This window comes from Rheinheimera sp., from assembly GCF_965283995.1.
GTDB lineage: Bacteria > Pseudomonadota > Gammaproteobacteria > Enterobacterales > Alteromonadaceae > Pararheinheimera.
In genome coordinates, this window is record NZ_CBDIQG010000001.1 from 3,837,223 (window position 1) to 3,862,765 (window position 25,543).

Here is a 25,543-nt window from a genome sequence, read left to right on the forward strand (position 1 = left end):
GGGTTGCAGTAGCGACAAATGTTGTTAAGAGCACTGCCCAACCAGACACAGCTCCTCAGGAAGTGACACTGGAGGATTTGTGTGGGATGTCAGTTCCATCAGAGCTATCAGACGAAGCCACCGTTTCGCGCCCCGACTGGCCTTCGACCCTTCAGGTAGGACAAATTAACTTCAAGGTTAACCCGATTTTTGATGAAAGCGACCCCGACACTTTTTGGCTGCACCGCTTTGCTAACTGGATCCACATCAATTCAAAACCTTGGGCACTAGAGCGGGAGTTGCCGTTTTCGACCGGCGAGCAAATTAGTGCAACGGATCTGCTCGAAGCTGAGCGATTGTTACGGCACAAAAGTTACCTGCGCGACAGCCGCATCAAGGTTCTACCTGAATGTAATGCGAATGGCAGCCGCAATGTGCAGGTCGAGACCTGGGACACCTGGAGCTTGCTACCAACACTGGGGTTTGGTCGAAGTGGCGGTAGTAATAAATACTCTTTCGGCTTTAAAGAAGAAAACCTGTTGGGCCTTGGCGTCAGAACCAGCTTAAAGTATCAGTCCAATTACCTGCGAACCGGCTATGAGTTCAGGAATGAAATTCCGTTGTCGTTGTTTGAAATCAACGGCCTGGAGCACAGCTATGCCTGGCTTGAATGGGTCGATAACGACGATGGCTCAAAGCAAGTACTTAAGGTTGAACATCCGTTTTATAAGGACGATACCGAGCTGATGTGGCGTTTAGGCTGGATGCGTGACGATCGGCTCGAGCAGATTTTTCATAATAATGTACTGGAAAATCAGTTCCGTACTGAGCAAAAACAAACCGAGTTGGTGTATGGCCGGCTGCTGTCATTCAGCGATCAGACCAGCTGGCGTTTATTGTTTGGCTATACCGAAGACAGTAATCGTTTTATCGAAGATCCTTTGCATCAGAGTGCGGCATTACCCCAAGACCGGATCTATCAATATCCATGGGTTGGCTTCGATTACATGGAGCATCATTACAAAACGCTATCGGATGTATTCCTGATTAATCACACTGAAGATATTCATCTGGGCTGGCGTCATCAGGTGCGTTTGGGTGTACAAACTTCCCACCTGACTCCAGAGAAACAACTTGGGTATCACTTTGAATGGCTAGCTAGTAAAGGTTTTGGTGATCAGAATCACCTAACGTTACTGAGTAGTCGACTATCTTTGCAAACTGGTGCAGATAGTGGTGATCAAACCGAACTCCGTTTGGAAATGGAAGATGTTTATCGGTTGGCGCAACGCTGGGCAATATACAGTCACCTGAGATATGACCAGCGCAAGCAGAACTATCTTGACGACCCATTGGCGCTTGGCAGTGAAGATGGGGTCCGCACCGATGGCGGTATCCGTGGCTATCCGGTGCAATATCAGCATGGCCTGCGCAGAACAATTGCAACCGCGGAGTTACGCTGGTATCCGCAGATAACTCTGTATCAACTGCTCGACGTTGGCTTTGTGGCGTTTGCCGATGCCGGCAAGATTTCAGGAGGCAAAGTGAGCAACCCACTTAGCCTGATTGATACAGATATGGCACATCATCGCTTTGACTTAATAAGCCCAAACAGTCAGCAATCCTGGTTGGGTTCTGTCGGCATAGGAGCGCGTTTTTATTCTGCCCGCTCAGCCAATGACAACGTCATTCACCTTGATCTGGCCAAGCCTGTTGGAGCTGGAAATGATATCAACTCTTACGAGCTGCAACTGAAGGTAGAGCAACGGTTCTGAAGTAGTAATGCGATCATCTTATTTTCAGCAGTGGGGTTATCAATTGCTTAAATAGATGTTGTCGTGCTCAGATTTCTCCAGAGTGGCTGGCGTTGGCACAGTTCCTTAACTTTTATGAAAGTCTCAAAAGTTAAGGCTCACGAAAAAACGAACGACCGCAAATAAGGCAAAGCAGAGATTTGTTGTTTCGAGAACGCCTAATCTGAACAGCCGCTTTTCGCTTATAGCAGACGATTAAGTCACTGGATGATTGCTGCAACTGGTGGTTAATTGAAAGTGCAATTGTTGGTAAGACGCAATTGATCTCGTTGATAAAGCTGTGTGACGTTTAGCATTGAGAATCTCGCTTCATATCCTTGTGCTCAGCCACTTTGTAAGCGGCGAAAAGGACAAGGCCTATTAAAATAAACCCGACCACCGAAATGAGTATTGAGATTTGAATCATGGCCATTATTTGATTTACTCCTCATAGGCGGAATCTAGATATTGGACGAGAATTCTTACCATCCCTAAACGAACGACAGCTTCAAGCTCAGGGCATCATCAAGTAAAATCACCGGACTTCATTTCTTGCAGCACTTGAAACAACTCTTCTTGTTTAAAGTCTGCCTCAAGCCAGCTACGAGGACATTCACCATTTAACCGTGGTATCGGTGTATCAAGCCACTCATTTATCCGATTTAAATTGTGGTCAAAAACAAGATTAAGCTCATGATGCAGTTTTTCAGACATCGATTGCGAATGCCAAAAATTGTTTTGCCTGACTTATTGCTCCTCATGGACTTAGAACATAGCAATAAATAAGCGAGAACGAAAATCAGCAATGCTCACTTGGGAATGATTGCCAGAGCACATCAGCCATGGTCACTTGGGAATGCTTCCATTCTTGCGGCTTCAAGCACAGCCTCTGGGTATGTTTCTAAGAAGTTGATTGGTGTGTTCCCTTCAAGCCAGCCATTAACGCATATGAACCATATAGCGATTTTCAAAGAAGATTTTTTACCTTCGAACAAATGTAATATTTTCTGGATGATGGGCCGCAGGTTTCCCTGCAGATCGAAGACATACTCTGGAATTAGCTCAACATTATCATTAACTACTGAAAATATTTTGGCTTCCTTTTTCCACTTTTCTAGAAGCAGTAAATCATTTACTTCAGGCGCTCGCTGGCAAAATTCTTGTACCGTTAGCCACTTCGAAGCCTCCAGCACCTTACCTTTTAACTTTTCTGGGTCTGTAAATCTAATCATAGTAAACTCCAAGATATGGGCTCAGAATTCTAGCTGTTTCAAGCTTTAGCGCTAAAAACTGATATGCCAGTTTTTAAAATCAGCAAACTAATTTGTAGAATGACGTTGGGAACCATGTTTATTATCGATGTTAATCATAAGCATAGCCGCCGGGATGCTGAATCGGTTTGCTAATGCATGCACCTGTTCATGCGTTAAACGTAATTGGCCCTTCAGGCAAGATGTAAACTTCAATGAAGTTTACATGCATACGGAAACCTGATCTCTGGATTTGGTATTTAGAATATAGAAAATACCTGTTGCCGGTATTGCCCTTGAAGTCGAAATATCACTAATGGCGCCGGCTGATTTTGTTCGTCTTGCTGCTTTTTTTCGGCTTGCCAGTTATTTCCATCATTAACGTTATCCGGTTGGGAGTCACTTTTTCCATCATCAACGTTGTCCGGTTGTGAATCACTTTCTCCATCACTTGAGGTGTTCGAACTTGATTGAGCTGAGTTCTTTTTCGTCTCACATAGGTCATGTCTTACAACAACTTTAGGAACATCTTGTTTCAGTCGCTTTGTGAAATCGATCATGGACTGTTCGGCAAAAGTAATAAAATAAGCTATGCGATTTTGGATGTTTGCCATTTGCCGCAAAATGCGGCCAAGAACTTGGCGATAGAACAACTCGGTACGCACGTTACTTAGATGCACACAGACCCGCAGCCTAGGAATGTCGGTCCCCTCACTAACCATCGCGACACTGACAATCCATTGCACATTCGATGTCCTAAAAGCTTCGATGATTTCTTGCGGATTATTCTCTTTGTAAGTGACTAAAACTGCCGTCTGTTGCAACTTGTTGGTTAACATGTCGCGGATACGAATCGCCGCTTCTACAGAGCTGGCGACAATTAATCCAGCTGCGTCAGGTTGTTCTTCTCGGACTTTGGCCAGTTTCGAAACGCCGAGCGATAACGCATATTTTAATGCTCCGCTGTCATTCAATATTTTTCCATATTGCAAGTCAGATTGGTCTATGGCTGCGGAAAGTGACGTGAAGCTCTTTTGCTTTACAATCAAATTGTCGTTGTCTATTAATACAATCTCAGGCAATCGGCAGACGTTATCGCGAATTGCTTCAGCAAGGGTGTACGCATAGTCCAGCTGGATATTGTAATCAGGTTCAATGTACCTTGCCAACGAGATTGGCGTCTGGTCCGTTCGCCAAGGTGTGCCAGTCATCGCCATAATATAGGATGCGTTGTTGCTTATCGTCATAAGCACTTCACGGCCCCAGGCATTGGCAAGTTCGACATCCTGACCGCCACAGTGATGAATTTCATCAAAAACCGCCAAAACGCGGGTATTCTTTAGAAATGACCAATCTGCATTTTTACTACTGGTCAAATATTGATAAGTAAACACACCGCCGGCAGCTCCAAGTTTGCCATGCATAGGCTGTGCTAAGACTCTAGAAAATGTTTCTTGCATACTTGTTTGCACAGAAACAGATGGTGCAAAGCAGACCACGAAGTCAATGAGATCGTCTTCGAACAGTTTTTTTGCAAGTGATGCTGCCATGATGGTTTTACCGGCGCCAGGTGTCGCAAGCACCATAAAGTGCTTTTGTTTTTTCCGGAACCTATCAAGCGCAATTGCTACACATTTTGATTGCCAGTTACGCAAAATCATACAGTATGATCCTGCAACTCATTCTCAATGGCTCTCAATTTGCCCCGCAATTCTACTGCTCTCTCGTAGGCTTTATTATATTTCACATCTAAATTCGTGCGCTGTTCAGGAAAGTATTTTGCAAGATCTTGATATTCCTGAGCTTCTGCGCTTGTAGTCGCAAGGTCAGTACTGTACTCGTTAAGGCGTTTCCGTAGTGTATCCAAAAATTCTGGGAAAGAGCTTTTATGGTTTGAAGTCGTTACCGGACTCTCTATCGACATTTCTACAAGCAATTGAGGTGTAATGAGATAGCGGTTGTCCTTCGAATCTTGCTGCTTTTCCATATCCAAAAAACCTTTCTGCTTCAGATTCCAAACATTTTTGTAGAGTTTTTGACTGTACTGATCTGGCGAAGCCGCCGCGACGGAGTCATGACATAAGACTTTTAGCTCCTCAAGAGTGAATGAAGTTAATCCATTCGTTTTAATTGCCTGAATAATAATCTTCCGAACCGACATACTGCTGCCCTTAAATTTTTTGGATACTCTAGGGTTGAAAAATCCAAAGAATTACTTAGTATAACGGATAAGGAAAACCTAAGACAATCTTAAGATTCGGAATTGGATATGAAATTAATCACTTGGCGTACGAATCCTGTTTTCCTCAAAGACTCAAAGCAGCCAGAAAAAAGAAGGCGATCAGCCAAACTGAGTTGGGTCGACGCATGGGCCTTGAAAGCACGTCGGCAAGCGCAAGAATGAATCAGTATGAAAGTGGCAGGCATCAGCCAGATTTCAATATGGCCAAAAAGATAGCTGAACAACTAGACGTACCAGTTGCTTATCTTTACTGTGATTCAGACGATATGGCAGATCTTATATTAAAATTCAGTAAGTTATCTCAAGACCAGCGGGCTGCGGTATTGGCGTTTGTAGCAACGCAGAATAAAAGTGACTCTCCATAGAAATTGATGGTGCTCCAACACAATTGAGCAAGAGCCATTAATCAGACCGCCAAGAGTATAAAAAAGATGTGTAAGTTGCGTTCTCTCTCACGAAATTGCTCCTACTTGCCAAAAATAAGACTAAACCCAAGTTGCAGCTACAATTATCTTCACCTTTGATCTTCCAAAACTCGCCATTTTGAAAAATGCAGTCGGCCTCAATTCTAATAGCCCTGGAAAGAGGGTATAAATCATAAATCGGTTTGAATCGCCACCAATAAACTAGACACTTCCCAGCCGTTCTTGGTAACGGTTTTCATACTCTACCGGTGACAGCAGATTATTGGAACCATGCTTCCGCTTACTGTTGTAAAACATTTCAATGTAATCAAACACATCACTTCGTGCTTCATCTCGTGTTGAGTAGACTTTCCGTTTGATCCGCTCTCGCTTCAGTAGCTGGAAAAAACTCTCTGCCACTGCGTTGTCATGGCAGTTTCCGCGCCTGCTCATGCTGCCCTGTAGACCATGTGTTTTCAGGAATGCCTGCCAGTCATGGCTGGTGTATTGGCTCCCTTGGTCGGAGTGAACCATCACCTGTTTTTTAGGCTGACGTCGCCACACGGCCATCAGCAATGCGTTCAGCACAATATCTTTGCTGATTTGAGAATGCATCGACCAACCAACGACTTTGCGCGAGAACAAATCCACAACCACAGCCAAATACAGCCACCCCTCATGCGTGCGGATGTACGTGATATCAGTCACCCACACTTCATCAGGTACTAACGGATTAAACTGCCGCTGCAAGCGGTTTGGCGTAGTAATATGGCTGTCACCCTTGCGGGATCTGGGTTTGCGATATCCAACCTGTGCTTTAAGCCCTTCGGACTGCATCAGCCGGTATACCCGGTTAATGCCACAAGACTCGCCGAAATCACGTAAGTCAGAATGAATCTTACGGTAGCCATACACACAACCAGACTCCAGCCAGAACTGCTTAATTAACCCGGTCAGCCGTCGATTTGCCTTGTCGCGTTTTGAAAGCGAAGCCTTACTCCATGCATAGTATCCACTGGGATGGACATCCAACATGTTACAAAGCCAGCGTACCGGCCAACTGTCGCTGTGTTCTTTAATAAAGGCGTATCTTAGTCGGACAGCTTTGCGAACACGGGGCCGGCCTTCCGGACGCGGCTTTTTTTAGAATATCGCGCTCTTCGGTGGCTCGCTTCAGCTCTTTTTGCAGCCGTTTAATCTCGGCTTGAGCATCTGCCAAATCATTATGCTGTTGCTTGTCAGGCCCGTACTTCTTTATCCAGGCGTACAAGCTGTGTGAGGTAATATCGAGCCGTTTGGCAACATCAGCAACTGAATGGCCGCGATCAACGACCTGTTTAACAGCTTCGATTCTGAATTCTTCGGGGTAACGTTTACTGCTCATAGGCACCTCTCTTTGAGTTAGTTTATCTAACTGAAAGGTGTCTAGGAAATTAGTGGCGATTCAAAAACAGTTCCCAATATATTTACAAACCTCGAATTACATCTTATTATCGAGTTGATTCTTGTTAGATGGAGCTACTACGTGTCTGAAACGGAAAATATAAGCAAAATGGCAGAAATAGTCTCACAAGAAATTTTTAATTTCTTCAAGTGGGGCAGAGTTGACCTATACAATGTGAATTTCGAGTGTAAGAAACCAACAGAGCATAGTTCAAAAGACACGTATACCCATCCAGTTGACGTTGTTTATCATTATCTTGACCCATACACAGGTAAAAGAGTTATTCTTAATACCGATCTAAAGAGCTATGCTGCTGGCACAATTACTACAAATAATGTTCGAAACGCATTAAAGTCTCTTGCCAAGACGATAGAGTGTGCAAAACTGAGCACTGAATGGAAAGAACGATATGCTCAGTTTTCTGAGCCGCTAGATATTCGTGCACTTTTATTCGTTTATAACCATAAAGGCAACTTTGATAAAGAATTTTACTCCACTTTTTTTCATAAAAAACCTGATGATAAGAAACAAATTATAGATCCTGCATCTATTCCTTTGAAGAAAGGTCATCTTTTGCATATAATTGAACCTTTGCAAATTTCTTATCTGTATACATTAATAAATGACTTGCAATCACTAATTAGTAATCGTAAGTTTCCTCATTTTGATGAATCTAAGCACTGGTTTTACTATCCAGAACTTTATTTACACAAGACGCATTTTAACAAGTATGAACGTGCAGCTTCTCTGGAGATGATCTGTTCTGATTTTATTATTGTTGGACATGATTCCGTAGCTAATAATTTGAATCAAATTGTCGAAAATGCCGGCTATGTCGTTTACTACAATGGCCGGGGTGAGAAAAGAGAGGAATTTATCTATTTACTTGACACTCTTTCAAGAAATCAGTTACTGGATAGTTCAGCATCAATAAAAATAAGATGCACCCATCATGACAAACATCCTGATATTACAACATCATTTAAAAATGCAATTAACGATTACAGTGCAGCATGGGGATTTGATGATTATAAGAGAAGTAGATTATCTGAGATACTACAAAACTTCCATACAATAAGTCAAATTAAAACTATATTAAGTGATGTAAATGTTGGTTGGAGGGTTGCTGAATGAGAGGTAGTATCTTCAGTGTTAGCGATAAAGCCATGTTCGATGCAGTTAACCAATCTAAGGTTACAAATTCAGAGCTTAAAGAAATTTTTCTATCTCGTGGAATTTTAACATCACCAAGTACAAGCAGAAAGGATCTTGCAACATATTTCTCAATGTTTACTCATAGTTATTTTGACTACAAGCGATTATCAGATCTAATTGGAACTAATACTAGGCGTGAGAAAACAACATGTACAACTATCGCTGATGTAGTTGATGCAGAAATATTAGAATCGTCAATAAACAAGATAGCCGAAACTATTACTAGTCAAGGCGCTCGTTGTGAAGCTCAAATTTCCAGTGATGGCAAGTCGTATACTTTGCAAATTGATTATGAAGAGTTCAACTATGGAAACTCAGAATTTAAGCAAGTGGCGAAAAGGTCAGCTACGATTACTGTTGATTTAAGTGAAGATGGTATAACTGTTCGTCATCCGCAAAATAAGACTGTTGAAGAGTGGCAGGCATTACTTATAGCAGAAGTTGAACAACAAGCCGGCCAGGAACTTCAAACTAGTCGAGTTAGCTTAACCCATGTAACTGATCACAAAAAAATAACCGATTTCTTCATAGCTATAATTAATGGGATTGATGGTTATAAATTAAAAGATGTGACTGACGTCTACGTTTACCATCCAAAGGAAGATGAAGCTGAACAATCCGAGTCTGATGAGTCAACTGATGCGATAGCGCTAGGTACACACATTTCCAAGGCTTCGTTGAAAGGTCAAAATGTTCTTCAGTCAGAAGTTCTTAAACAGTTTTATGACAAAGAATTTTACTTGTCTAAGATAGTTTGGCGTTCTATAGCTGAAAAATCGACTATAGATGATGATATTTACGAATTCGAAATCCAGTTTTCTGATCCTGAAAATAAAGATGATTTTTCTTATTTAGCTAAAGGGTTTTATTCATATACTTCAGAGGGCCATCATTCTAAATCAAGGAAGGCTTTAACTACATATCAAGAGCAATTATTTAACAAGGCAATTGAAAATTCAGCTAAGCAAGCGTTGCTGCAACTAGCAGGGAAAGGTGATGAATACTAAATGGGTAAAATTCATATGTAACAGTAACGCACAAATTTTTTCTGAGAGTTTATTGAAGTTTCCAATAACACAAAATGAACTTTTTGGTTTTGATGTTCATTCATTCAATGAGGAAATGTCGCATTGCTCATATTTTGAAAAAGTAACAGAAACCTTGAGCTACACTCTCCCGAGTGGAGAACTAATAAAATATGAAGTTGTTAAAATTGTAAGTTTTGAATTTAAGGTTTTTTTTGCATGCAATGAATCCATATTGCTATGTGTGTATGAGCCTTCAAAGTCTTTGAAAAGCTTTATAAAAAATTTAACAGATTCACTTAGAAAACAAATTTTTATTTCAAATGCTACAATGGACATAATTCGTTTTTATAATTTTGTAAAATCTAGTAAGTTATTCTCTGATTTTTGTGTTAGTGAAATTACAGTATCTAATCTGATGTTCGATGAAAATAACTCCGGCGAGTTGACAGTTAAGTCCAGAATGAATGCTCTTGCAGTACTTGAGCAAAGATTTAGAGAAACAGGTTATACATGTAAAGTGATGAAGTTCACATTTTTTCACTATGGGAATAAATGTCAAATTAAGATATCGAAGACCGGCTCTATTGAATTTTCAGGCGATATTGATGATTTTCTTCCAAAGTTTATTTTAGAAACACTTAATCATAGATAGTTGTTAATTGCTGCATTTATTAATTATAGTATTTTTTTTCATAGTGTTTCGGCTGTGAAAGTAAAATGCTCGTGTATCCTCATTTTTTCTATCCGTCAACTCAGTAGCGGTTACGAAATGATTACTCATATTGTCATCGGCCTCTTTAATTCCTCTGAATTTTTTTATTGTATTTGAGTACTGACATTTGAGGTTCTTTAAAAAAGAATGTCTGCATTTCAGGCAGAGTCGACATTCGTTTTTTTCGAGCTCACAACTTTTGAGACACTACTATCCGCTCATAGCCGAACTGTCAGACCAGGTTGAAACCTCCGATGTAAGTTGTCAGAGCAGATATGAGCCAGTACAGATAGTATTACCTGATAGGTGCTATTTGATTTCTATTAAGGTTAACAAGCTTCTGCCGAAGCTCTGTATTCTCGTGCTCCAAGTCAGAAATACGAGCCATCGCTTGAACCAGTTTATCGTTAAGATGATGCTGTGCTGCCGCGAACAATGCCAACTGCTCTCTTGCATCGTTAAATTTCACTTTAAAATTAGTCTTTATGCGTTTTTGTTCATTAAGCTTTGCACGTACTATTTGTATCTCCGGTTGTACTAAGTCACCGTTGTCCTTGCCGGCTATAGTTTTCTTAACTTTGTCAACAAAGTCAGGGTAGTAATATCCACTACCATTACCTAGATTTGCTTCTTCCTCTACAGCTCTGACACTAAGCTTACGGCTGTTGGGGATACGCCTCGGCTTTCCTTGTGCAATTCGGTCTAAAGCTGCTTCAAGTGCAATAATTGTATTTTCGCCCTTTCCCATGCTCTTAAACCTCCATAAAAATGAGTTCAGGTTCAAAGGGGGTGAATGCCATATCAAAATCACACATCACCTTCTCGGCGGCTCTTACTTGAGTGATGTAGTGACTTCTTTCTGTAACTGATATGTCATTGCCTGAGGCCATATAAGCAACCAAGGTACCGTGCTTTTTCTGCCACCACTTCGCTTGCTGCTCATCAATGATGCTACCACTACAATCAACACAAAACTGAGGCATGACTACGCCATCCATATCGCAATCGTATCCATTTTTACAGTAACTATGACCGGTACCGTGCAGGGTCAGTTTTCCATCTTTGACGGCCTTGAAGATAACATCCCAGGAACTGTATATGGTTGGCACATCACCTCGCATCTTTATTATAGCCTTGCCGTGTGCGCCCGAAAGCTTTCCATCAGAGTGCCACTGCTTAAAAATTTTATTAGTCGTGGTCTCTGCATTAATTTCATCGAGCGCTTTCGTTATCGATGGATCAACTTTTAAGCCTCGTAAACTCGCCAGTTTGCCACCATTGGTGTACCAATCAGTCATCGCGAGATATAGGTGCTTAAATTGCTGCTTGAGCGCAACCAATGTACTCAACCGATTTTTTACACAATAAAAGGCTAAGCTGCGCCTAAACTGGTGTGAACTAAGGTTCCAAGGCTTACCCACAATAACGTATTTTCTTATGCTCTCTGCTGAGCGGGGATTGGATTCCATGCATTCTTGAAAATCTTCTTCCGTGACCACAAATCCATGTTGCTCGCAAAAACTGTGAAGTCGCCAATACCATTGAGTGATAAGCTGAGGCGGCTTCGAACGATTTTTTTGCATTAGCCATAATGTGTTGGTGTATTTTTTATTGGGATAAGTGGCTTCATCTCGCCATTGCTTCGTTAATATGGTCATTAAATCAATGGCCGTTTTCGAGGACTCCGCCGTTATCCATGTTTCTCGCTTTTCCCCTAATTTGAATGTGTGGGATTGCAGCATGTGGAAAACACGACCATTCAGAGTGTCTTTGTAGTAACTGTTTGGAGTTAGTTTATTCAACTCAGATCTACGCATTCCGCTGAACCCTCCGCACACAATGTAGCAAGCGTTAATGAGTTGTCCTAGATATCGGTGAAACTCTGAACTTTTATTCAGTGAAATATCAGGGAGCTTAGTGGCCAATGGTGCAATGAGTGCACTAGGGTTTTGCGGTTGATTATCAATAATGCAGGATGAGTATTTATAAGGGGCAATACTGCCATCCTCTTTGATAAAAGTGAAAGTGCGGCCTTGCTGTAATTTTTCATAAAGAATGCGCTTGCCTTCAAGGTAATTTGCTTGGAGTGCTTGTTCTGTATCCGCAATCATCTGCGCGTAGGGCATTGCCGTTTCAATCAAGTCTATCGCTCTTCCATAAATTTTGTGGCATAAACGCTCTGGAATAACTAAGGTTTGCTGACTCTCTCTATTGCTTAATTTTTCGGATTCTTGAGACGATTTTATTAGTTGTAAACCGAGTGGGATTTTATGCCAAGCGCTATCGTGAACCACTGCGTTGATACTAATATAGATTTTCACAATTGAGCTTTGCGAGAGCGTTTGTGTTTGGATATGGCTTTGAAAGCTTAACCATAACTTGGAAGATGACAGCGCGGCTAATGATGATTCATTTTCTTTCATTAAGAATCGGAATATCTTTTTCATAGCCGTAAATTGCGAAAAAATTGTTGAGAATTTTAAAGCCTTTCGCTGCTTTGGACTTTTGTTGAAAATCCAACCAAATGTAAATACTTTAAGTTGACGCTGTAGTTGCGGATCGGCGTTAAATTCGGAAAAGTTGAGGTTATTCCTTTCTTTTTCACGTGAGAAAGGTAGGCAATGCCAAATGCTTTGACCAAAGGTTGCAGCGACTATTCCCTCGCGATCTTTGCAGATAACAACCGCATCCAGCTCCTCAAAACGTCGTGCGTGGTAAAGGGTGATAATGTCCACATCTTGTACTTTATGCGCTTGAGGAAAGTTGTCATCGTATAGGTTCGTTGTGTTCATGACGATACCTGCTTATAGGATTGAGGGATTAGACCAAGGACATCGTTGGCTTCTTGCCATTGCGGGTGATGGCCTTCATCAAACAGTTTCATTTCTGCTTGTTTGAGTAGCTGACTATGGATATTTGGTAAGATTTTATCCTCAATAAACACCACGATATTTTCAAAGTTTTTACTATAGTGGTTTCCATCGAGGTGAAGGTAGATTGATTCTTCGATACAAGCTTTAAAGCTTAATAAACACCAAATATCCGCCAGGGATTGAACAATCACTTGGCTTGGGCAGCCAAAGCAAGCTAGTAAATCCGCGCAGGCAAGTCTTGTGCCTTCAGGGAGTAGTCCTTGCCTAATAGCTCTATTGGTGTATTTTTCTGACTTTGCGCCAAAAGGTGCGGCGCAGCTGGCACCATTGGGTGTTCGACTTAATTCAGGCAGGTTGATTTTGTATTCTTGGTCTATTACTAAGACCTTAATGCCTAAATTTTTTTGAGCCTGTTTTGTATTAACACCGCTTTTTATCTCTTCCTCTCGAATTGACATCGCATCTTGCATCATTGCGTTATTGGAGGTGCGGTTTCCTTCACTATAGTGTTTTTTTCGAGTAGCAGGCATATTGCCCAGCATGATGTCGTTCACCATTTCACCCTGGTGGTAGGCGGTGATTTGAGCTCCTGTCTCACGAAAACGACTAATTATAGGCCTGAGTCGACGGCCTATTTGGTCAGTAAAGGCAAAATGTTTTTCAACCCAAAAGGCTAGGAATGTTTGAAGATTTGCACTTTTCATTGGGGTGATGGCATTGTAAACAACAGATTTAAGCAGGTTTGAGTTTTCACCGCTTGAAATTAATCGTGAAGCATTAAGTAAATTATCGAAAAAGTGCATCGCATATTTAGGTATTTCCAACTCATGACCACACATTTCAACTTGAATGGTTTTAAAAGCACGGCGCTTGAAGGCAGGCATCGTATACCATGTCTCTCCCGCCGTCGTTGAGGCATTACGGGGTTGTTTTAGTTTGAATAAATCACTGGTATTGGCATAAGTGTAATAGGACAAAAGGTATGTGGCGGCGCTCATCATTTTGTTGATACCGCAGCATAACTTATACGTTTGACCTTTCCAGTGAAAGGTCATGGTTGCGATTGATCGATGAGCAGCAATATGGTGTGTAGGATTTTCAATAAACTGCATATAGGTCTGTTTGAACAGACCTCGTAGGAATGGTAACAATTTGTTTAAATCACTACGAGTATAAGCCTCAAATGGCTCTGTATCGCTCCGGCTCAGAATGGCCATGTTGTCAAAATAACTTAAAGGTAAGTCGAGAAAATTACGAAATATTACCCATACATTAGAGTGCGTTTTCACATATGTGCTTTTTTTTAATGTACCTAGCAATACCCTTGTTTGCAAATGAAGCAAATAGCCTTCCAATGAGTCTTGAACAAAGGCGGGCGTGTTGTGTGTATCACACCAGCGAAGGTACAGTGAACAACTTAAAAAAGTATGAAGCAGAGTAGAATGGCTTGCGCCCTCTTCGATTTTGTCATCAAAGCGAGATTTGAGTTGAAGTATAACCTCTTTGCGGCCTGCATCTTGAAATTGACCACCTTGCTGTAGCTTTGCAGTCTCAGGGAAATGCTTAACCAAGAAACGATTAAAATCTAACCTGTTGCTGCCAGCGGTAGTAACTTGAATGCAAAGGTTTGGTTCCCAGCCAGAGAGATAGGAGATATTACTCATTATCGTTTCCTAATGCTTCGTGCATGATGCTGTCTAAAATTCCGAACTTTACTTTGAATGCCTCTTTGCGCTTCAAGTAGTGTAAATATTTCCAAGTGGTTGTTTCGTTTCTATGGCCCATCCAGGCCATCAATAATTCCATGGACTCCATTGGAGTTAAGCCTGCTTCAAGCAAGTCATTTAAACGATATGTGCCATACGTTGAACGTAAGTCGTGAAAGCGATGTATGAACGAAAGGGCGGTTTTCTTGATTGAAGTTCTGAACTCTGTCCATCTGGCTTCGATAGACTTAGCAGACACAGGATTGCCTTGTTCACTAACAAACAGGGGTTCATGGCGCTTACACCTCTCAAGAATTTCAACTGTCTCCTGCTTTAGATTTGATTTGTTTTCAACTAAGGATTTCAGCTTCGCATCCAGTTTATTTACTCGCTTGATTCTTCGTTCTGAGGTGCGGTAATCATTAAGTGTTGCCAATAGAACGGCAGAAATTTCAACGCGCCTTTGCTTTAGATATTTTGTTTGAACACCTGTAGATTGGGGTGATAAGACTATCTCGTAGCGATGCACACTTTCAGTTAATGGCGTCGCGGTATCTAGAGCATCAAGTGATAGTGTTGCGACTTCTTGAATTCGCATTCCAGTATCAAGGGAGATTAAAACCTGTAAGCGTAACTCTTCAGATGCACGAGGCAGGTACTGAGTCAGAATGCTTAGTGATTCGTGAGTGAGCGGAGATAAAGGTCGAATGTTTTTACTGCTTGCATCCTTAGGTACTTTGATCCGTAAATCGCTCGTTGTAACAGTGAAGGTTGGCGTTATGTGAGCAAGCATTCCAGTGTTCTGAACTGAAACGAACTCGATTTGAAAAGGAGCTTCTTTCTCATTCTTTATGCGTAAATATCCATCGTGCATCAACCATTTATAATAGTTAACAATCTGGTTCATTCGGACGCTTGCTGTACTGTGTGCTAATTCGCCACGATTAATTTGGTTTAACAGTTGAGAGCGAAAGAGATAAGTGGGCTTAAATCTTTTGATGGGAGGAAATTGATCCCATGCCAACCCTTTGTCTTCAAGAAACTGATAATAGGCGTGTAAAGCTTGGGCACAAGGCGATAGGTCTTTTGCACCTTTTACTGCCTTCAGATAGAAAAGGTAGCTATTGGCTTCAAGATTGAAAGAGCCATCTTGTTGAAAGAGTGTAGGAAGAGAGCCAATATTGCCCTTTAGGGGGGTGCATTGATATTCACCATCATTGATTGATAGCTCTGTCTCTTTATAGACATTGCTTGATTGTAATAAATACATAAATCCGCCTAGAAAGATTCACTGACTATACATACAGCTTAATCAGTGAATGGTTATTTTCCAGATTTATTTATGTGTGTAGGATGCTTTTCCTACATCAACCTGTCATGGTAACGAACTCTTCGGCAGAAGTTGGGTGAATGGCCACACAGTTGTCAAAGTCAGCTTTGGTGGCGCCCATTTTGATTGCGACGGCAAAGCCTTGCAGCATTTCATCAGCACCATAACCAATCACATGTAAACCGACGATCTTTTGGCTGGGACCGACACACACCAGTTTCATCCGTGTTGGCTCGCGGTGCGAGGTTAGCGCGCGGTACATTGCGGTGAATTCGCTGTTATAGACTTTGACCGCCGCGTCGCCAAATTCAGCGCGCGCCTGCGCTTCGGTCTGGCCGATAGTGCCAATCGGTGGATGCGAAAACACCACGGTCGGCACTAAGTCGTAATTGAGATGTTCATCAGTTTTGCCGTTAAACAAGCGTTCTGACAAGCGCCGGCCTGCCGCAACCGCGACCGGCGTCAGTGCCAGCCGGCCGGTATTATCGCCAATGGCATAAATACCCGGCACATTGGTGTTCTGGTATTTGTCGGTCGGAATAAAACCCTGTGCGTCAGTCTCGACTCCAGCAGCTGATAGATTGAGATTTTGCGTGTTTGGCGTGCGGCCAATCGCCCAAATCAGGCAATCGACCTGCAGCACATGGCCGCTGTTCAGTTTGAGCAGTAACGAGCCGTCGGCGTCGCGGCTGACCGCAGTGACTTCGCTGTGCGAATGCACCTGAATACCGTTGTGTTGCATCAGTTGATGCAGCGTATCCGACAACATGGCATCAAACTGGCGCAACGCTTTGTCGTGGCGCACCAGTAAATGGGTTTCGCTGCCAAGAGCCTGCAACACGCCGGCAATTTCGACGGCGATGTAACCGGCACCGACTACCGCGACCCGTTTCGGGCAATGATCTAAGGCAAAAAAGCCATCGCTGTCGATGCCCAGTTCTGCGCCTGGGATCGCCGGCCAGGCGGGCACACCGCCGGTAGCAATGCTGATATGGTCGGCGCTGTAGCGAATACCTTCGACTTCGATGGTATGCGCATCGACAAAACGGGCAAAGCCGTTGATCACTGTGACCTGATTTTTACCGAGCACCCGTTCATACGAGCCATGGATCCGCGAAATATAAGCTTCGCGGCTTTGTACCAGCTTGCCCCAATCCAGTGCTGGCGCGACCACGTCATAACCATAATCCGGTGCCAGTTTCATCGCGTCGGCAATTTGACCGGCAAACCACATGGCTTTTTTCGGCACGCAGCCGACATTGACACAAGTGCCGCCGAGCGCTTTGGCTTCGACAATTGCACAGGTTTTGCCATAGCTTGCTGCTCTGTTGGCGCTGGCGATACCGCCGCTGCCGCCACCAATCGCGATGTAATCAAAATGCCGGGTCATAAAGTTGCCAAAGAAGGGAATAGATTGATGTCGGTTATAAGGACTGCCGTGCAGAAAAACAAGGGGATTGGCGATAGTGCTGACAGCGGCGCGATGCTTTTTTCCCAGACGCGGAACTTTCACTGGCTTGGCAGGTTCTTTATAGATCAACGGTCTTCACGGCATTTTCGGCCAACTGCCAGAAAAACAGCTGAGATGGTAGCGCTTTGTGCCAAAAACTTTGTTTGACGAAATGCCGGTCAGCCGTTAAAAAGTCCGCCTCCGCACAGCTGAAATACGGCTGTCTGTTTTTGACCGGAACGATGAAAAATGCAGGCCTGTATCGCCGGCTGCTGACATCTTTCCAGGCTGATATGACTGTCAGCCATCCAGAGGAACCGCAGTAAATGCAAGACATGCTCATGGCAATCTGGCAGCAGAATTTTGATCAGTTGATCCAGCTCGGAAAAGTGGATTTGCTGATTTGGTGTTTAGTGCTGATTTTGTTTCTGGAATCAGCGTTTGTGTTTTTACCTTTACCCGGTGATAGCCTGGTGCTGATGGCCGGTGGCTTGTTGGCGGCGGGCGTTATGCCGCCGGAAGTGGTGTATGTCTATATGCCGCTGGCGGCCGGGCTTGGCAGCCTGTTGGCTTACTGGCAGGGGTACGCGCTGGCACACACCCGATTTATGCATTATATCGGGCGTATCGTGCCCGACAACAGCCTGCCACGGGCCACCTCATTGCTGGAGCGGCACGGTCTCTTGGCAATGTTCTCGTCGCGTTTTATTCCGTTTGTCCGTGTGCTGACACCGATGATGATGGGCATGACCAAACTGACGTTTTTTCATGTCACTGTGATCAGTCTGGTCAGCGCCTGGTGCTGGGCTGTGGCGTTAAGTCTGGCCAGCGCGACGCTGATGAAGTTACCTTTTTTGATGAAATATCACGATTTGCTGGGAAAAGGGCTGATGTTGATGTCACTGGGACTGTTTATCCTGGCCGTGCTGGCGATCCTATACCGCTTGATGCGCAGCCAGAAACCTGTCACTGGCGAATAGCGAGGTTCCAACTGCTTAGCGCGGGTAGCGCTGCCGGGTGGCGTCTACTGAACCAACAATCAGCTGCTGCAATACTGGCAGCTGAATATCGGTCAGCCGGCGTATCGACAAGCAGGCTTTGCCCATTTTATGCCGGCCGAGCTCTGCCAGCAGCTGTTGCTGGTTTTCACCGGATGCGACCAAATAAATGCTGATATCCGTTTTGCGGCTGGAAAAACCTACGATGCACATATCGCCTTCACGACCGCTGTCATACCGATAATGATACTGATCAAAACCCACAATACCTGGGCCCCACATCTTGGCTTCGCAGCCGGTAATGTTCTGCATCATTGCCTGTAATTGTTCACAATCAGCGCGACGCTGCGGATCGGTGATGGCCGCCAGATAAGCCGAGACCGGCTCAGTGGTGGCAATGGTTTTGTTTTCTGGCATGGCAAGCTCCTGTCGGCTGGTGTTGCCGGATTTTCAGTGATCTTGAGTATAAATGGCTCAGTCGCGTTCGGGCAGACTCAGCGCAAAATGCTGTTTTAAGGCGATTTGGCCTTTTCGGGTCAGGTGCAGCACCCGATCATCCGGCTCCCGCTGCAGCCACTGTTGCGCCAGCATCATCTCAAGCAAAGCCGCACCGAGATAACCCCCTAAATGCGCTTTCCGTTCGCTCCAATCCAGACAAGCGCAAGCATATTGTCGCCGGCTGCGTGGTTTTGGTTGCAGGTCGACCCCCATAGCTGTGAATAGTTGGGTGCCGCTGCTGCTGAGCTGATAGTGCTGGTTTCCTGGTTGCAGCTGATTCTCTATGGTGATTAACCAGCCTTGTCGCAGTAATTGCTCGTGCAGCGCAACGGCCACAGTGCCGGCGAGATGGTCGTAACAACTGCGGGCATAACGCAAATGCGCTGGTGTAGTTGGGCTAAAGCTGGCTTCAGGCGGTGCCGACAGCTGCAACAGTGCTTCCAGTGCGGTGGCGACCTGCGCATTGGCCAGCTGAAAATAACGGTGTTTGCCTTGTCGCACCACACTCAGAAAGCCCAGCTCAGTCAATTTGGCCAAATGCGCGCTGGTGGTGGAGCTGCTGACTTCTGCACTGATACCGAGTTCAGTTGCGGTGCGGGCCCTACCGTCCAGCAATGCACACAGCATACGGGCGCGCGCCGCATCCGCGATAGCTCCGGCGACTTTGGCCAATTGCAGATCTGCAGTCATAGTTCGTTCCACAGCGAAGTGTTGATGTGAAGGAACTGGCATGATGCCGATAATTCAGCGTGCGGACAAGCAGCGCTGAGACCACAGGAGCCGAAACGAGCATGACCAAACCTTTATTTACGGCGCTACAGGCAGCGACGCAGCCAGATCCATATCCATTTTACACCGAGTTGCTGCAAGGTCCGTTGTTACCCTATGACACTGCGAGCGGCTGTTATCTGGCCAGTCGTGTTGCTGTGATAAGCGGTGTGTTGCAACATCCGGCAGCCCGGGTCCGGCCAGTCGGACAACCAGTGCCTGCGGCGTTACAGGGGCATCGCTGCGGTGAGGTGTTTGCCGCCTTATTGCGAATGACCGACGGGCCACGCCAACAGCAACTGAAAGCGATTTTGCAGCGCCAGCTGGCGGCAATAACGCCGGCACAACTGACCGAGTTATGCCAGGCCGTTTTACACGAAGCAATTGGTTCGGTCCGGCCTGACACGATACAGCTCAATCAGCTGATTTATCAGACTCCAGTGCGGGTCATGGCGCAATTACTCGGCATGCAACCGGCCGCAGCGCGCTTGGCTGCAACGGCGATTGCTGACTTTGTCCGTTGTCTGCCGGCACAGGCCGATGCGGCTGATGTCAGTGCCGCCGATGCTGCTGTGTTACAGCTCCAAGAGTTGATCCAAAACTGCCTGCAAGACGCGACCAGCTGGAGTGCTGCGCTGTCAGATGAATTTGGCACGACGGTGGCGCAGGTCGCTGCGGCGAATCTGCTGGGACTGCTGTCGCAAAGTTATGAAGCGACTGCTGGCCTCATCGCGAATAGTTTAATCTGCTGCTACCAGCAGCCAGATTTGGCGCCAAAGGACCAGCGGCAGGCGTTGTTATTTGTGCGGGAAGTCAGCCGGTTTGACCCTCCGGTGCAGAATACCCGACGCTTTTTAGCCGAGGATGCTGTGATCGCCGGCCAGCATTTGCCCGCCGGTGCCACCATATTGCTGCTGTTAGCGGCGGCCGGCCGGGACCCACAGCATTGGACGGCGCCAGACCAGTTCCGGCCATATGACCGGCCTGGCCATAGCGCAGTAGCAACAGATCTCAGTTTCAGTCTGGGCGCGCATCAATGTCCGGGCCGTCAGCTGGCCGAGCAAATTGCCGCGCAGGTTCTGCTCGTGGTGTGGCCGCATTTTCGAGATTTGCGCCAAGGCGCTGAATTGCGCTGGCACTATCAGCCATCGGTGAATGGCCGGCTGGCATGGTTTCATTTTGACAAAGGAGCACACTGATGCTGGCCGTGATCTTTGAAGTAACCCCAACCACGACTGGCGAAGCCGGTTATCTGGCCGCAGCCGCAGCGTTAAAACCAATGCTGGCAGACATTGATGGTTTTTTGGGAATCGAACGTTTTGCCAGTTTAAGCGAGCCGGGCAAGATCCTGTCGTTAAGTTTCTGGCGCGATGAAGCCGCAATTGCCCAGTGGCGGCAGTTGGAAGCGCATCGCCTGGCCCAGCAACAAGGCCGGCAGCATTTGTTTGCCGATTACCGGTTACGGGTAGCGACTGTGGTCAGAGACTATGGGATGACACCACGGGAAGAAGCGCCGGCAGATAGCAAGCTGCATCATTCCGGTTGAGGCTGGTTGCTGCCGGGTATTTTACTGCTGAGTCCTGAGTGCTTCGCATCCACAATAGTGCAAAAAGCTGTATAGTAATACAGTGGTAGAGCTAAGCCGTTGAAACGGAGGCGAAATGAACGAATTAACTGAGATCCGGCTGTGGCTGGAGTTGTTGTTGCTGGCGGGGGCCGCCGCTGCGGTGCTGGCCTGGTGGCGGCAGCTCCAAACGCAGCGGGCGCTGAGTGATCAGCAAATCCGCTTACAGGCGCAGCTGGAGCATCAACAAACCTTGCTCAATGATCACCGCATGCAGTTACAGCAAAGCCAGGACGAAGTGCGCCAGCAGCAGCAGGATTATTTGCGGCTAAAAGAAAAACACGACCGACTGCAGGTACTGTTAACGGAAAAACAAAGCCAGTATCAGCAGCAACTGGCGTTGTTGCAGGACAGCAAACTGCAGTTAAAACAAGAGTTTGAAAACCTTGCCAATCAGATTTTGCAGCAAAAAGGCGAGCAGTTTGCCCGTCAGAGCCAACAAAGTCTGTTGCAGCTGTTAAGCCCGCTGCAGGCCGATATGAAAGGCTTTCGTGACAAAGTCGAATCCATTCACACCGAAGATTTAAAACAGCGTAGTGAATTAAAAACCGAACTGTTGAATCTGCAAAAGCTGAACAGTGCCATTACCGATCAGGCGGCCCGGTTGACCAATGCATTGCAGGGCCAGAAAAAACTGCAGGGCAATTGGGGCGAACTGATGCTGGAGAATGTGCTGGAGAATTCCGGCCTGCGGCCCGGTGTCGATTACCGGCGTGAAGTCAGCTTCCAGACGGAACAAGGCCGGCGCCGGCCTGATGTTATCGTTGACTTGCCACAACAAAAGCATCTGGTGATTGATGCAAAAACTTCATTGCTGGCCTATACCCGTTATGTCAACGCTGAGCATGATCTGGAACGCGCTGAAGCTTTGAAAGCACATTGTCAGGCCGTCAGTGATCGAATTTCCGAGTTGGCCGATAAAAACTACTATCAGCTCGACGGGCTGAATTCGCCGGAAGTGGTGTTTATGTTTATTCCGATTGAGTCGGCTTATGTCGAAGCACTAAAACATGACCCCTTGTTATATCAAAAAGCGCTGGAACGGAATGTGCTGGTGGCGACACCAACGACGTTGCTGACCAGCCTGAATATAGTCCGGCAATTGTGGCGGTTTGAGCAGCAAAACCAGCACAGCGCAGAGTTAGCGCAGCGGGCTGAACGGTTTTATGCCAAGTTGGCAGCTTTCCTCGAATCAATGCAGGGGGTTGGCCGGCAACTCGACAAAGCGCGGGAAAGTTACGACAAAGCCCTGGGGCAACTTTACAGCGGCAAGGGTAATCTGATTAAGCAAGCGGCAGAATTTAAGGAGCTTGGTGTGGCGGTGAAGCAGGAACTGGATCAGCAGCTGGTCGAAAAAGCCCGGCTCGAACTGTCAGCAGAAGCCCAATAATGCTCAAAAGCGGGCGCTGCGCAGCGCTGTGTATATTCGGGCTATTGCTCAGTCGGCCCCTCGTTGCCGAAGAACTGCTGCCGGCTAACCCACCCGGAGCTGCTCAGGCGCCTTGTCATCTGGTCGCGCACCTGAATGAATCCAAAGAACTGACTCAAGCGGCCGGACTGCAATTGCCGCGCTGGTATGACCTACATCATCGCCTGCTGAAACTATTAAATGACAAAGCCGGGTGCACATTAGAAGTGGTCGGGAGTCCCTGGCCACGCAGTCTGGCGTTATTGCGCGATGGCAAAATCGATCTGATGCTGACGATGTCATACACCTATGAGCGTGAGTTGTATGCCGATTTTATTGGCCCGCATTACCTGGAAGAAACGGTGCTGGTACTGGATAAACAGTATCTGCCCAAAGTGAACAAACTGAGCGATATCCTGCTTTTACCCGGTGCGGTGGGCGTGTTACGCGATGCCTGGTATGGTGAAGAATTCGCGCGGGTCAGTCTGGAAACTGAATTCCAGCCTTATCTGCAATATGCCAACAGCCTGACACAAAAATTGAATTTACTGCAAAAAGAGCGGGTGGTCGGCATGTTGGAAGACAAAACCCAATATCTCGAGTGGAGCCGTGCTTATCCTGAATTAGCAGCCCGCTACAAGATTGCTTTTCGTCTGAACAGTAACCCGGTGTATATCGTTGCTAGCCGTAAAGGCGTGCCGTTTGCAGTCCGGGAGCGGCTGAAAAAAGCCTGGTTTGAGGTTTACGGCGGGCCTGAACATCGCGCTATATTAAAAGAATTTGGTTGGGTGCTGGAGTAGTGTCACGGAGGTTTGTGCGCAGATGAGCACCAACACGTCAATTCGCGAATTACGCCGGATCGTTTGGGTCGGCGGCGCGCTGGATAAATACACCGGTCTGGTGCGCCAGCATGTGTTACCGGGTCAGCATTATTTTCAGTGGTTTGAACAGCGCGCATTAAGCCGCTTTCTGCAAGAACAGGCGGGTCAGCCGGTATTGGTGATTGCCCACAGTTATGGTGCCAGTATGGCGACAAGGGTGATTGCCAATGGTTATCGCGTGGATGAATTGGTGACGATAGATCCAGTGAGCTGGCGCAGACCCAACGGCGCGCTAGTACACAAAAACTGCCGGCACTGGCGCAATTATCTGGCCGGTGATGACAAGCCGAATTTTGCCAATCTGGTCGCTCGCTGCGGCGGCTGGTGGCAGGAGTGGCCAAAGTTGCATGCGCATCAGCATCTGGTGTTGGACGCGGACCATGCGCTGATCGTCGATGCCGTACTGCAGTCCTGGCGGCAAGGCGCCGTGCAGCGCGTGGCTTGATGTTTTTTTGCCCTGCGGGCGGCGGTGGGCTTACTTTTCTTTTTTTCCTGCGCGGAAAGATCGCTTAGCAAAGATTTCACCTGACGGTGAGTCACTTTCTTTTGTTTCAGCAAAAGAAAGTAACCAAAGAAAAACCGACCTCGGTTCTGCTCGAAAGCCCGCTGAAAAATGGCAATTTGAGGCGACTTTTCTGACGGGCTTTATACGGGCTACGCCCTATCCTTCGGACCAGCTAAAGCTGTTCAGCGCAAGCGCTGTCGAGTGGAATCGGGTGCGCCTTTTCTTTCGGTTCCTTTCTTTTGGCAAGGCAAAAGAAAGGAACTCACCGTCAGGTGAAATCTTTGCTAGGCGGTCCAACCGTCAAGGTAAGACTGAAAAATAAGCCAATAGCCGCCCGCAGGGCAAAGAACCAGCGAAGCGCAACAGACTGTTGCAACAAACCAGACTTGCTAAAACAGAGTTCGCTGCCGCACTATCGGGCATTATTTCGATACCGCAGAATAGGAATATCCATGCAGAATTTACTGCAACACCCGCAGTTCGCCGGTAGCTGGCGCATGCTGGTGGCGATGTTGATGTCGGGCACCATTGGTCTTTTTGTCGTGGAAAGCGGCCAGGATACGGCCACTGTGGTGTTTTATCGCTGTTTGCTCGGCGGCGCGGCGTTGTTGGCCTATCTGAGCTGGCAGCGCGGCTGGCAAAAACTCAGTGCAGAGCAAAGCGGCTATTTACTGGCCGGTGGGCTGGCGCTGGTGGCGAACTGGTTTTGCCTGTTTGGGGCTTACCAACTCAGTTCGATTTCGATTGCGACGCTGGTCTATCACACCCAGCCGTTTTTCCTGTTGTTACTGACTGCCTTCAGTAGCAAACAATGGCCGCCCGCGGCGAAGTGGGGCTGGCTGGCACTGGCGTTCGTTGGGGTGGCCGGCACTACGGGTCTGGATCAGGACAGCCACAATCCGCTGTTATGGCAAGGTGTGGGCCTCGCTGCAGTCGCCGCCTGTTTGTATGCGGTGGCGACGCTGACGACGCGCAAACTGACCGGTGTCGCGCCAGCGCAAATTGCCGGTTTACAGATGGTGCTCGGCGTGTTGCTGATGTTACCGCTGGAGAAAACCTCACTACTGGTGATGCCAGCGCTCAGTATTGGCGCTTTGCTGACGCTGGGGCTGGTGCATACCGGATTGATGTACAACCTGATGTATAGCGCCTTTCAGCGCCTGCCGGTCACCAGTATCGCCTTTTTGTCTTTCGTGTACCCGCTGCTGACGGTGCTGATTGATTTCTGGTACTACGACCTCACTTTGAGCGCGAGCCAATATGGCGGTATGGCGCTGATAGTGCTTGCATTGATTGCCCATCAGCGCAATTGGGGCGTAACCGCTGCGGCTTTGGCGGCGAAAGCCGGTTGATGCGCGCTCAGTCGCGGTAGCCTGCATTTGTATGCTGTGAAAATTTTGTTATCCTCGTGGCTTTGTCTGTTTAAGCAAAGGGG

At 46.3% G+C, this 25,543-nt stretch carries 23 protein-coding genes and 1 pseudogene; 12 read left to right on the plus strand and 12 right to left on the minus strand.

Annotated elements, in window-relative coordinates; genetic code table 11:
* Positions 1 to 86 precede the first annotated feature (86 nt).
* Positions 87 to 1,754, plus strand: coding sequence for a hypothetical protein (locus ACQ66Q_RS17165; RefSeq protein ID WP_430457908.1), 1,668 nt, complete (start codon positions 87 to 89; stop codon positions 1,752 to 1,754).
* Between the two features lie 543 nt (positions 1,755 to 2,297).
* On the opposite strand, the gene ACQ66Q_RS17170 is transcribed toward ACQ66Q_RS17165, so the two are convergent.
* From ACQ66Q_RS17170 to ACQ66Q_RS17185, 4 genes are all read right to left on the minus strand, one after another.
* Positions 2,298 to 2,486: a hypothetical protein gene (locus ACQ66Q_RS17170; RefSeq protein WP_430457909.1), complete on the minus strand. Its 189-nt coding sequence runs from the start codon at positions 2,484 to 2,486 to the stop codon at positions 2,298 to 2,300.
* Between the two features lie 122 nt (positions 2,487 to 2,608).
* On the minus strand, positions 2,609 to 3,004 hold the full coding sequence (locus ACQ66Q_RS17175) for a hypothetical protein (RefSeq protein ID WP_430457910.1): 396 nt from the start codon (positions 3,002 to 3,004) through the stop codon (positions 2,609 to 2,611).
* A gap of 278 nt (positions 3,005 to 3,282) precedes the next feature.
* The gene (locus ACQ66Q_RS17180; RefSeq protein ID WP_430457911.1) at positions 3,283 to 4,683 is read right to left on the minus strand and encodes a DEAD/DEAH box helicase; all 1,401 of its coding nucleotides are present in this window, start codon (positions 4,681 to 4,683) and stop codon (positions 3,283 to 3,285) included.
* Positions 4,680 to 5,183, minus strand: coding sequence for a hypothetical protein (locus ACQ66Q_RS17185; RefSeq protein WP_430457912.1), 504 nt, complete (start codon positions 5,181 to 5,183; stop codon positions 4,680 to 4,682). The genes ACQ66Q_RS17180 and ACQ66Q_RS17185 overlap by 4 nt, the downstream gene beginning before the upstream one ends.
* 122 nt (positions 5,184 to 5,305) lie before the next feature.
* On the opposite strand from ACQ66Q_RS17185, the gene ACQ66Q_RS17190 reads away from it, so the two are divergent.
* Positions 5,306 to 5,629, plus strand: a complete 324-nt coding sequence (locus ACQ66Q_RS17190; protein WP_430457913.1) for a helix-turn-helix domain-containing protein — start codon at positions 5,306 to 5,308, stop codon at positions 5,627 to 5,629.
* Between the two features lie 261 nt (positions 5,630 to 5,890).
* Here ACQ66Q_RS17190 and ACQ66Q_RS17195 read toward each other — a convergent pair.
* Positions 5,891 to 7,052, minus strand: a pseudogene (locus ACQ66Q_RS17195) (IS3 family transposase).
* Between the two features lie 141 nt (positions 7,053 to 7,193).
* On the opposite strand from ACQ66Q_RS17195, the gene ACQ66Q_RS17200 reads away from it, so the two are divergent.
* From ACQ66Q_RS17200 to ACQ66Q_RS17210, 3 genes are read left to right on the plus strand one after another with little or no spacing between them, the layout of a single operon-like run.
* Positions 7,194 to 8,246, plus strand: coding sequence for a hypothetical protein (locus ACQ66Q_RS17200; protein ID WP_430457914.1), 1,053 nt, complete (start codon positions 7,194 to 7,196; stop codon positions 8,244 to 8,246).
* Positions 8,243 to 9,334: a hypothetical protein gene (locus ACQ66Q_RS17205; RefSeq protein WP_430457915.1), complete on the plus strand. Its 1,092-nt coding sequence runs from the start codon at positions 8,243 to 8,245 to the stop codon at positions 9,332 to 9,334. The genes ACQ66Q_RS17200 and ACQ66Q_RS17205 overlap by 4 nt, the downstream gene beginning before the upstream one ends.
* Positions 9,324 to 10,007, plus strand: coding sequence for a hypothetical protein (locus ACQ66Q_RS17210; protein WP_430457916.1), 684 nt, complete (start codon positions 9,324 to 9,326; stop codon positions 10,005 to 10,007). The genes ACQ66Q_RS17205 and ACQ66Q_RS17210 overlap by 11 nt, the downstream gene beginning before the upstream one ends.
* A 355-nt stretch (positions 10,008 to 10,362) precedes the next feature.
* Here the strand turns inward: ACQ66Q_RS17210 and ACQ66Q_RS17215 are convergent, their stop codons facing one another.
* The 5 genes from ACQ66Q_RS17215 to gorA all read right to left on the minus strand — a co-directional run bounded on the left by ACQ66Q_RS17215 (position 10,363) and on the right by gorA (position 17,366).
* Positions 10,363 to 10,815 (minus strand): hypothetical protein, encoded by a 453-nt coding sequence (locus ACQ66Q_RS17215; protein ID WP_430457917.1) that lies wholly within the window; start codon positions 10,813 to 10,815, stop codon positions 10,363 to 10,365.
* A gap of 4 nt (positions 10,816 to 10,819) precedes the next feature.
* Positions 10,820 to 12,859: a hypothetical protein gene (locus ACQ66Q_RS17220; protein ID WP_430457918.1), complete on the minus strand. Its 2,040-nt coding sequence runs from the start codon at positions 12,857 to 12,859 to the stop codon at positions 10,820 to 10,822.
* Entirely contained in the window at positions 12,856 to 14,604 is a 1,749-nt protein-coding gene (locus ACQ66Q_RS17225) for a hypothetical protein (RefSeq protein WP_430457919.1), read from the minus strand. The genes ACQ66Q_RS17220 and ACQ66Q_RS17225 overlap by 4 nt, the downstream gene beginning before the upstream one ends.
* On the minus strand, positions 14,597 to 15,916 hold the full coding sequence (locus ACQ66Q_RS17230; protein WP_430457920.1) for a tyrosine-type recombinase/integrase: 1,320 nt from the start codon (positions 15,914 to 15,916) through the stop codon (positions 14,597 to 14,599). Before ACQ66Q_RS17230 ends, ACQ66Q_RS17225 begins: the two co-directional genes overlap by 8 nt.
* Positions 15,917 to 16,013: 97 nt before the next feature.
* Positions 16,014 to 17,366: a glutathione-disulfide reductase gene (gene gorA, locus ACQ66Q_RS17235; RefSeq protein ID WP_430457921.1), complete on the minus strand. Its 1,353-nt coding sequence runs from the start codon at positions 17,364 to 17,366 to the stop codon at positions 16,014 to 16,016.
* A 386-nt stretch (positions 17,367 to 17,752) separates the two neighbouring features.
* Between gorA and ACQ66Q_RS17240 the strand changes: the two genes are divergently transcribed.
* A complete protein-coding gene (locus tag ACQ66Q_RS17240) occupies positions 17,753 to 18,406 on the plus strand; it encodes a DedA family protein (protein WP_430457922.1) in 654 nt (217 codons plus the stop codon).
* Positions 18,407 to 18,421: 15 nt separating this feature from the next.
* Here ACQ66Q_RS17240 and ACQ66Q_RS17245 read toward each other — a convergent pair whose 3' ends face one another.
* Together ACQ66Q_RS17245 and ACQ66Q_RS17250 are read right to left on the minus strand one after the other, a co-directional pair.
* A complete protein-coding gene (locus ACQ66Q_RS17245; RefSeq protein ID WP_430457923.1) occupies positions 18,422 to 18,841 on the minus strand; it encodes a DUF1801 domain-containing protein in 420 nt (139 codons plus the stop codon).
* A gap of 57 nt (positions 18,842 to 18,898) precedes the next feature.
* The gene (locus ACQ66Q_RS17250; RefSeq protein ID WP_430457924.1) at positions 18,899 to 19,612 is read right to left on the minus strand and encodes an ArsR/SmtB family transcription factor; all 714 of its coding nucleotides are present in this window, start codon (positions 19,610 to 19,612) and stop codon (positions 18,899 to 18,901) included.
* A 101-nt stretch (positions 19,613 to 19,713) separates the two neighbouring features.
* Between ACQ66Q_RS17250 and ACQ66Q_RS17255 the strand changes: the two genes are divergently transcribed.
* The 6 genes from ACQ66Q_RS17255 to ACQ66Q_RS17280 all read left to right on the plus strand — a co-directional run bounded on the left by ACQ66Q_RS17255 (position 19,714) and on the right by ACQ66Q_RS17280 (position 25,460).
* The gene (locus ACQ66Q_RS17255) at positions 19,714 to 20,889 is read left to right on the plus strand and encodes a cytochrome P450 (protein ID WP_430457925.1); all 1,176 of its coding nucleotides are present in this window, start codon (positions 19,714 to 19,716) and stop codon (positions 20,887 to 20,889) included.
* A complete protein-coding gene (locus tag ACQ66Q_RS17260; protein ID WP_430457926.1) occupies positions 20,889 to 21,236 on the plus strand; it encodes an antibiotic biosynthesis monooxygenase family protein in 348 nt (115 codons plus the stop codon). The genes ACQ66Q_RS17255 and ACQ66Q_RS17260 overlap by 1 nt, the downstream gene beginning before the upstream one ends.
* Before the next feature lie 115 nt (positions 21,237 to 21,351).
* Positions 21,352 to 22,704 carry a DNA recombination protein RmuC gene (locus ACQ66Q_RS17265; RefSeq protein ID WP_430457927.1) on the plus strand — a complete coding sequence of 451 codons (1,353 nt, stop codon included), beginning with the start codon at positions 21,352 to 21,354 and terminating at the stop codon, positions 22,702 to 22,704.
* A complete protein-coding gene (locus ACQ66Q_RS17270; RefSeq protein WP_430457928.1) occupies positions 22,704 to 23,522 on the plus strand; it encodes a substrate-binding periplasmic protein in 819 nt (272 codons plus the stop codon). Before ACQ66Q_RS17265 ends, ACQ66Q_RS17270 begins: the two co-directional genes overlap by 1 nt.
* A 22-nt stretch (positions 23,523 to 23,544) precedes the next feature.
* Entirely contained in the window at positions 23,545 to 24,048 is a 504-nt protein-coding gene (locus tag ACQ66Q_RS17275; RefSeq protein ID WP_430457929.1) for an alpha/beta fold hydrolase, read from the plus strand.
* Positions 24,049 to 24,560: 512 nt separating this feature from the next.
* The gene (locus ACQ66Q_RS17280) at positions 24,561 to 25,460 is read left to right on the plus strand and encodes a DMT family transporter (protein ID WP_430457930.1); all 900 of its coding nucleotides are present in this window, start codon (positions 24,561 to 24,563) and stop codon (positions 25,458 to 25,460) included.
* The last annotated feature ends 83 nt before the right edge of the window (positions 25,461 to 25,543 follow it).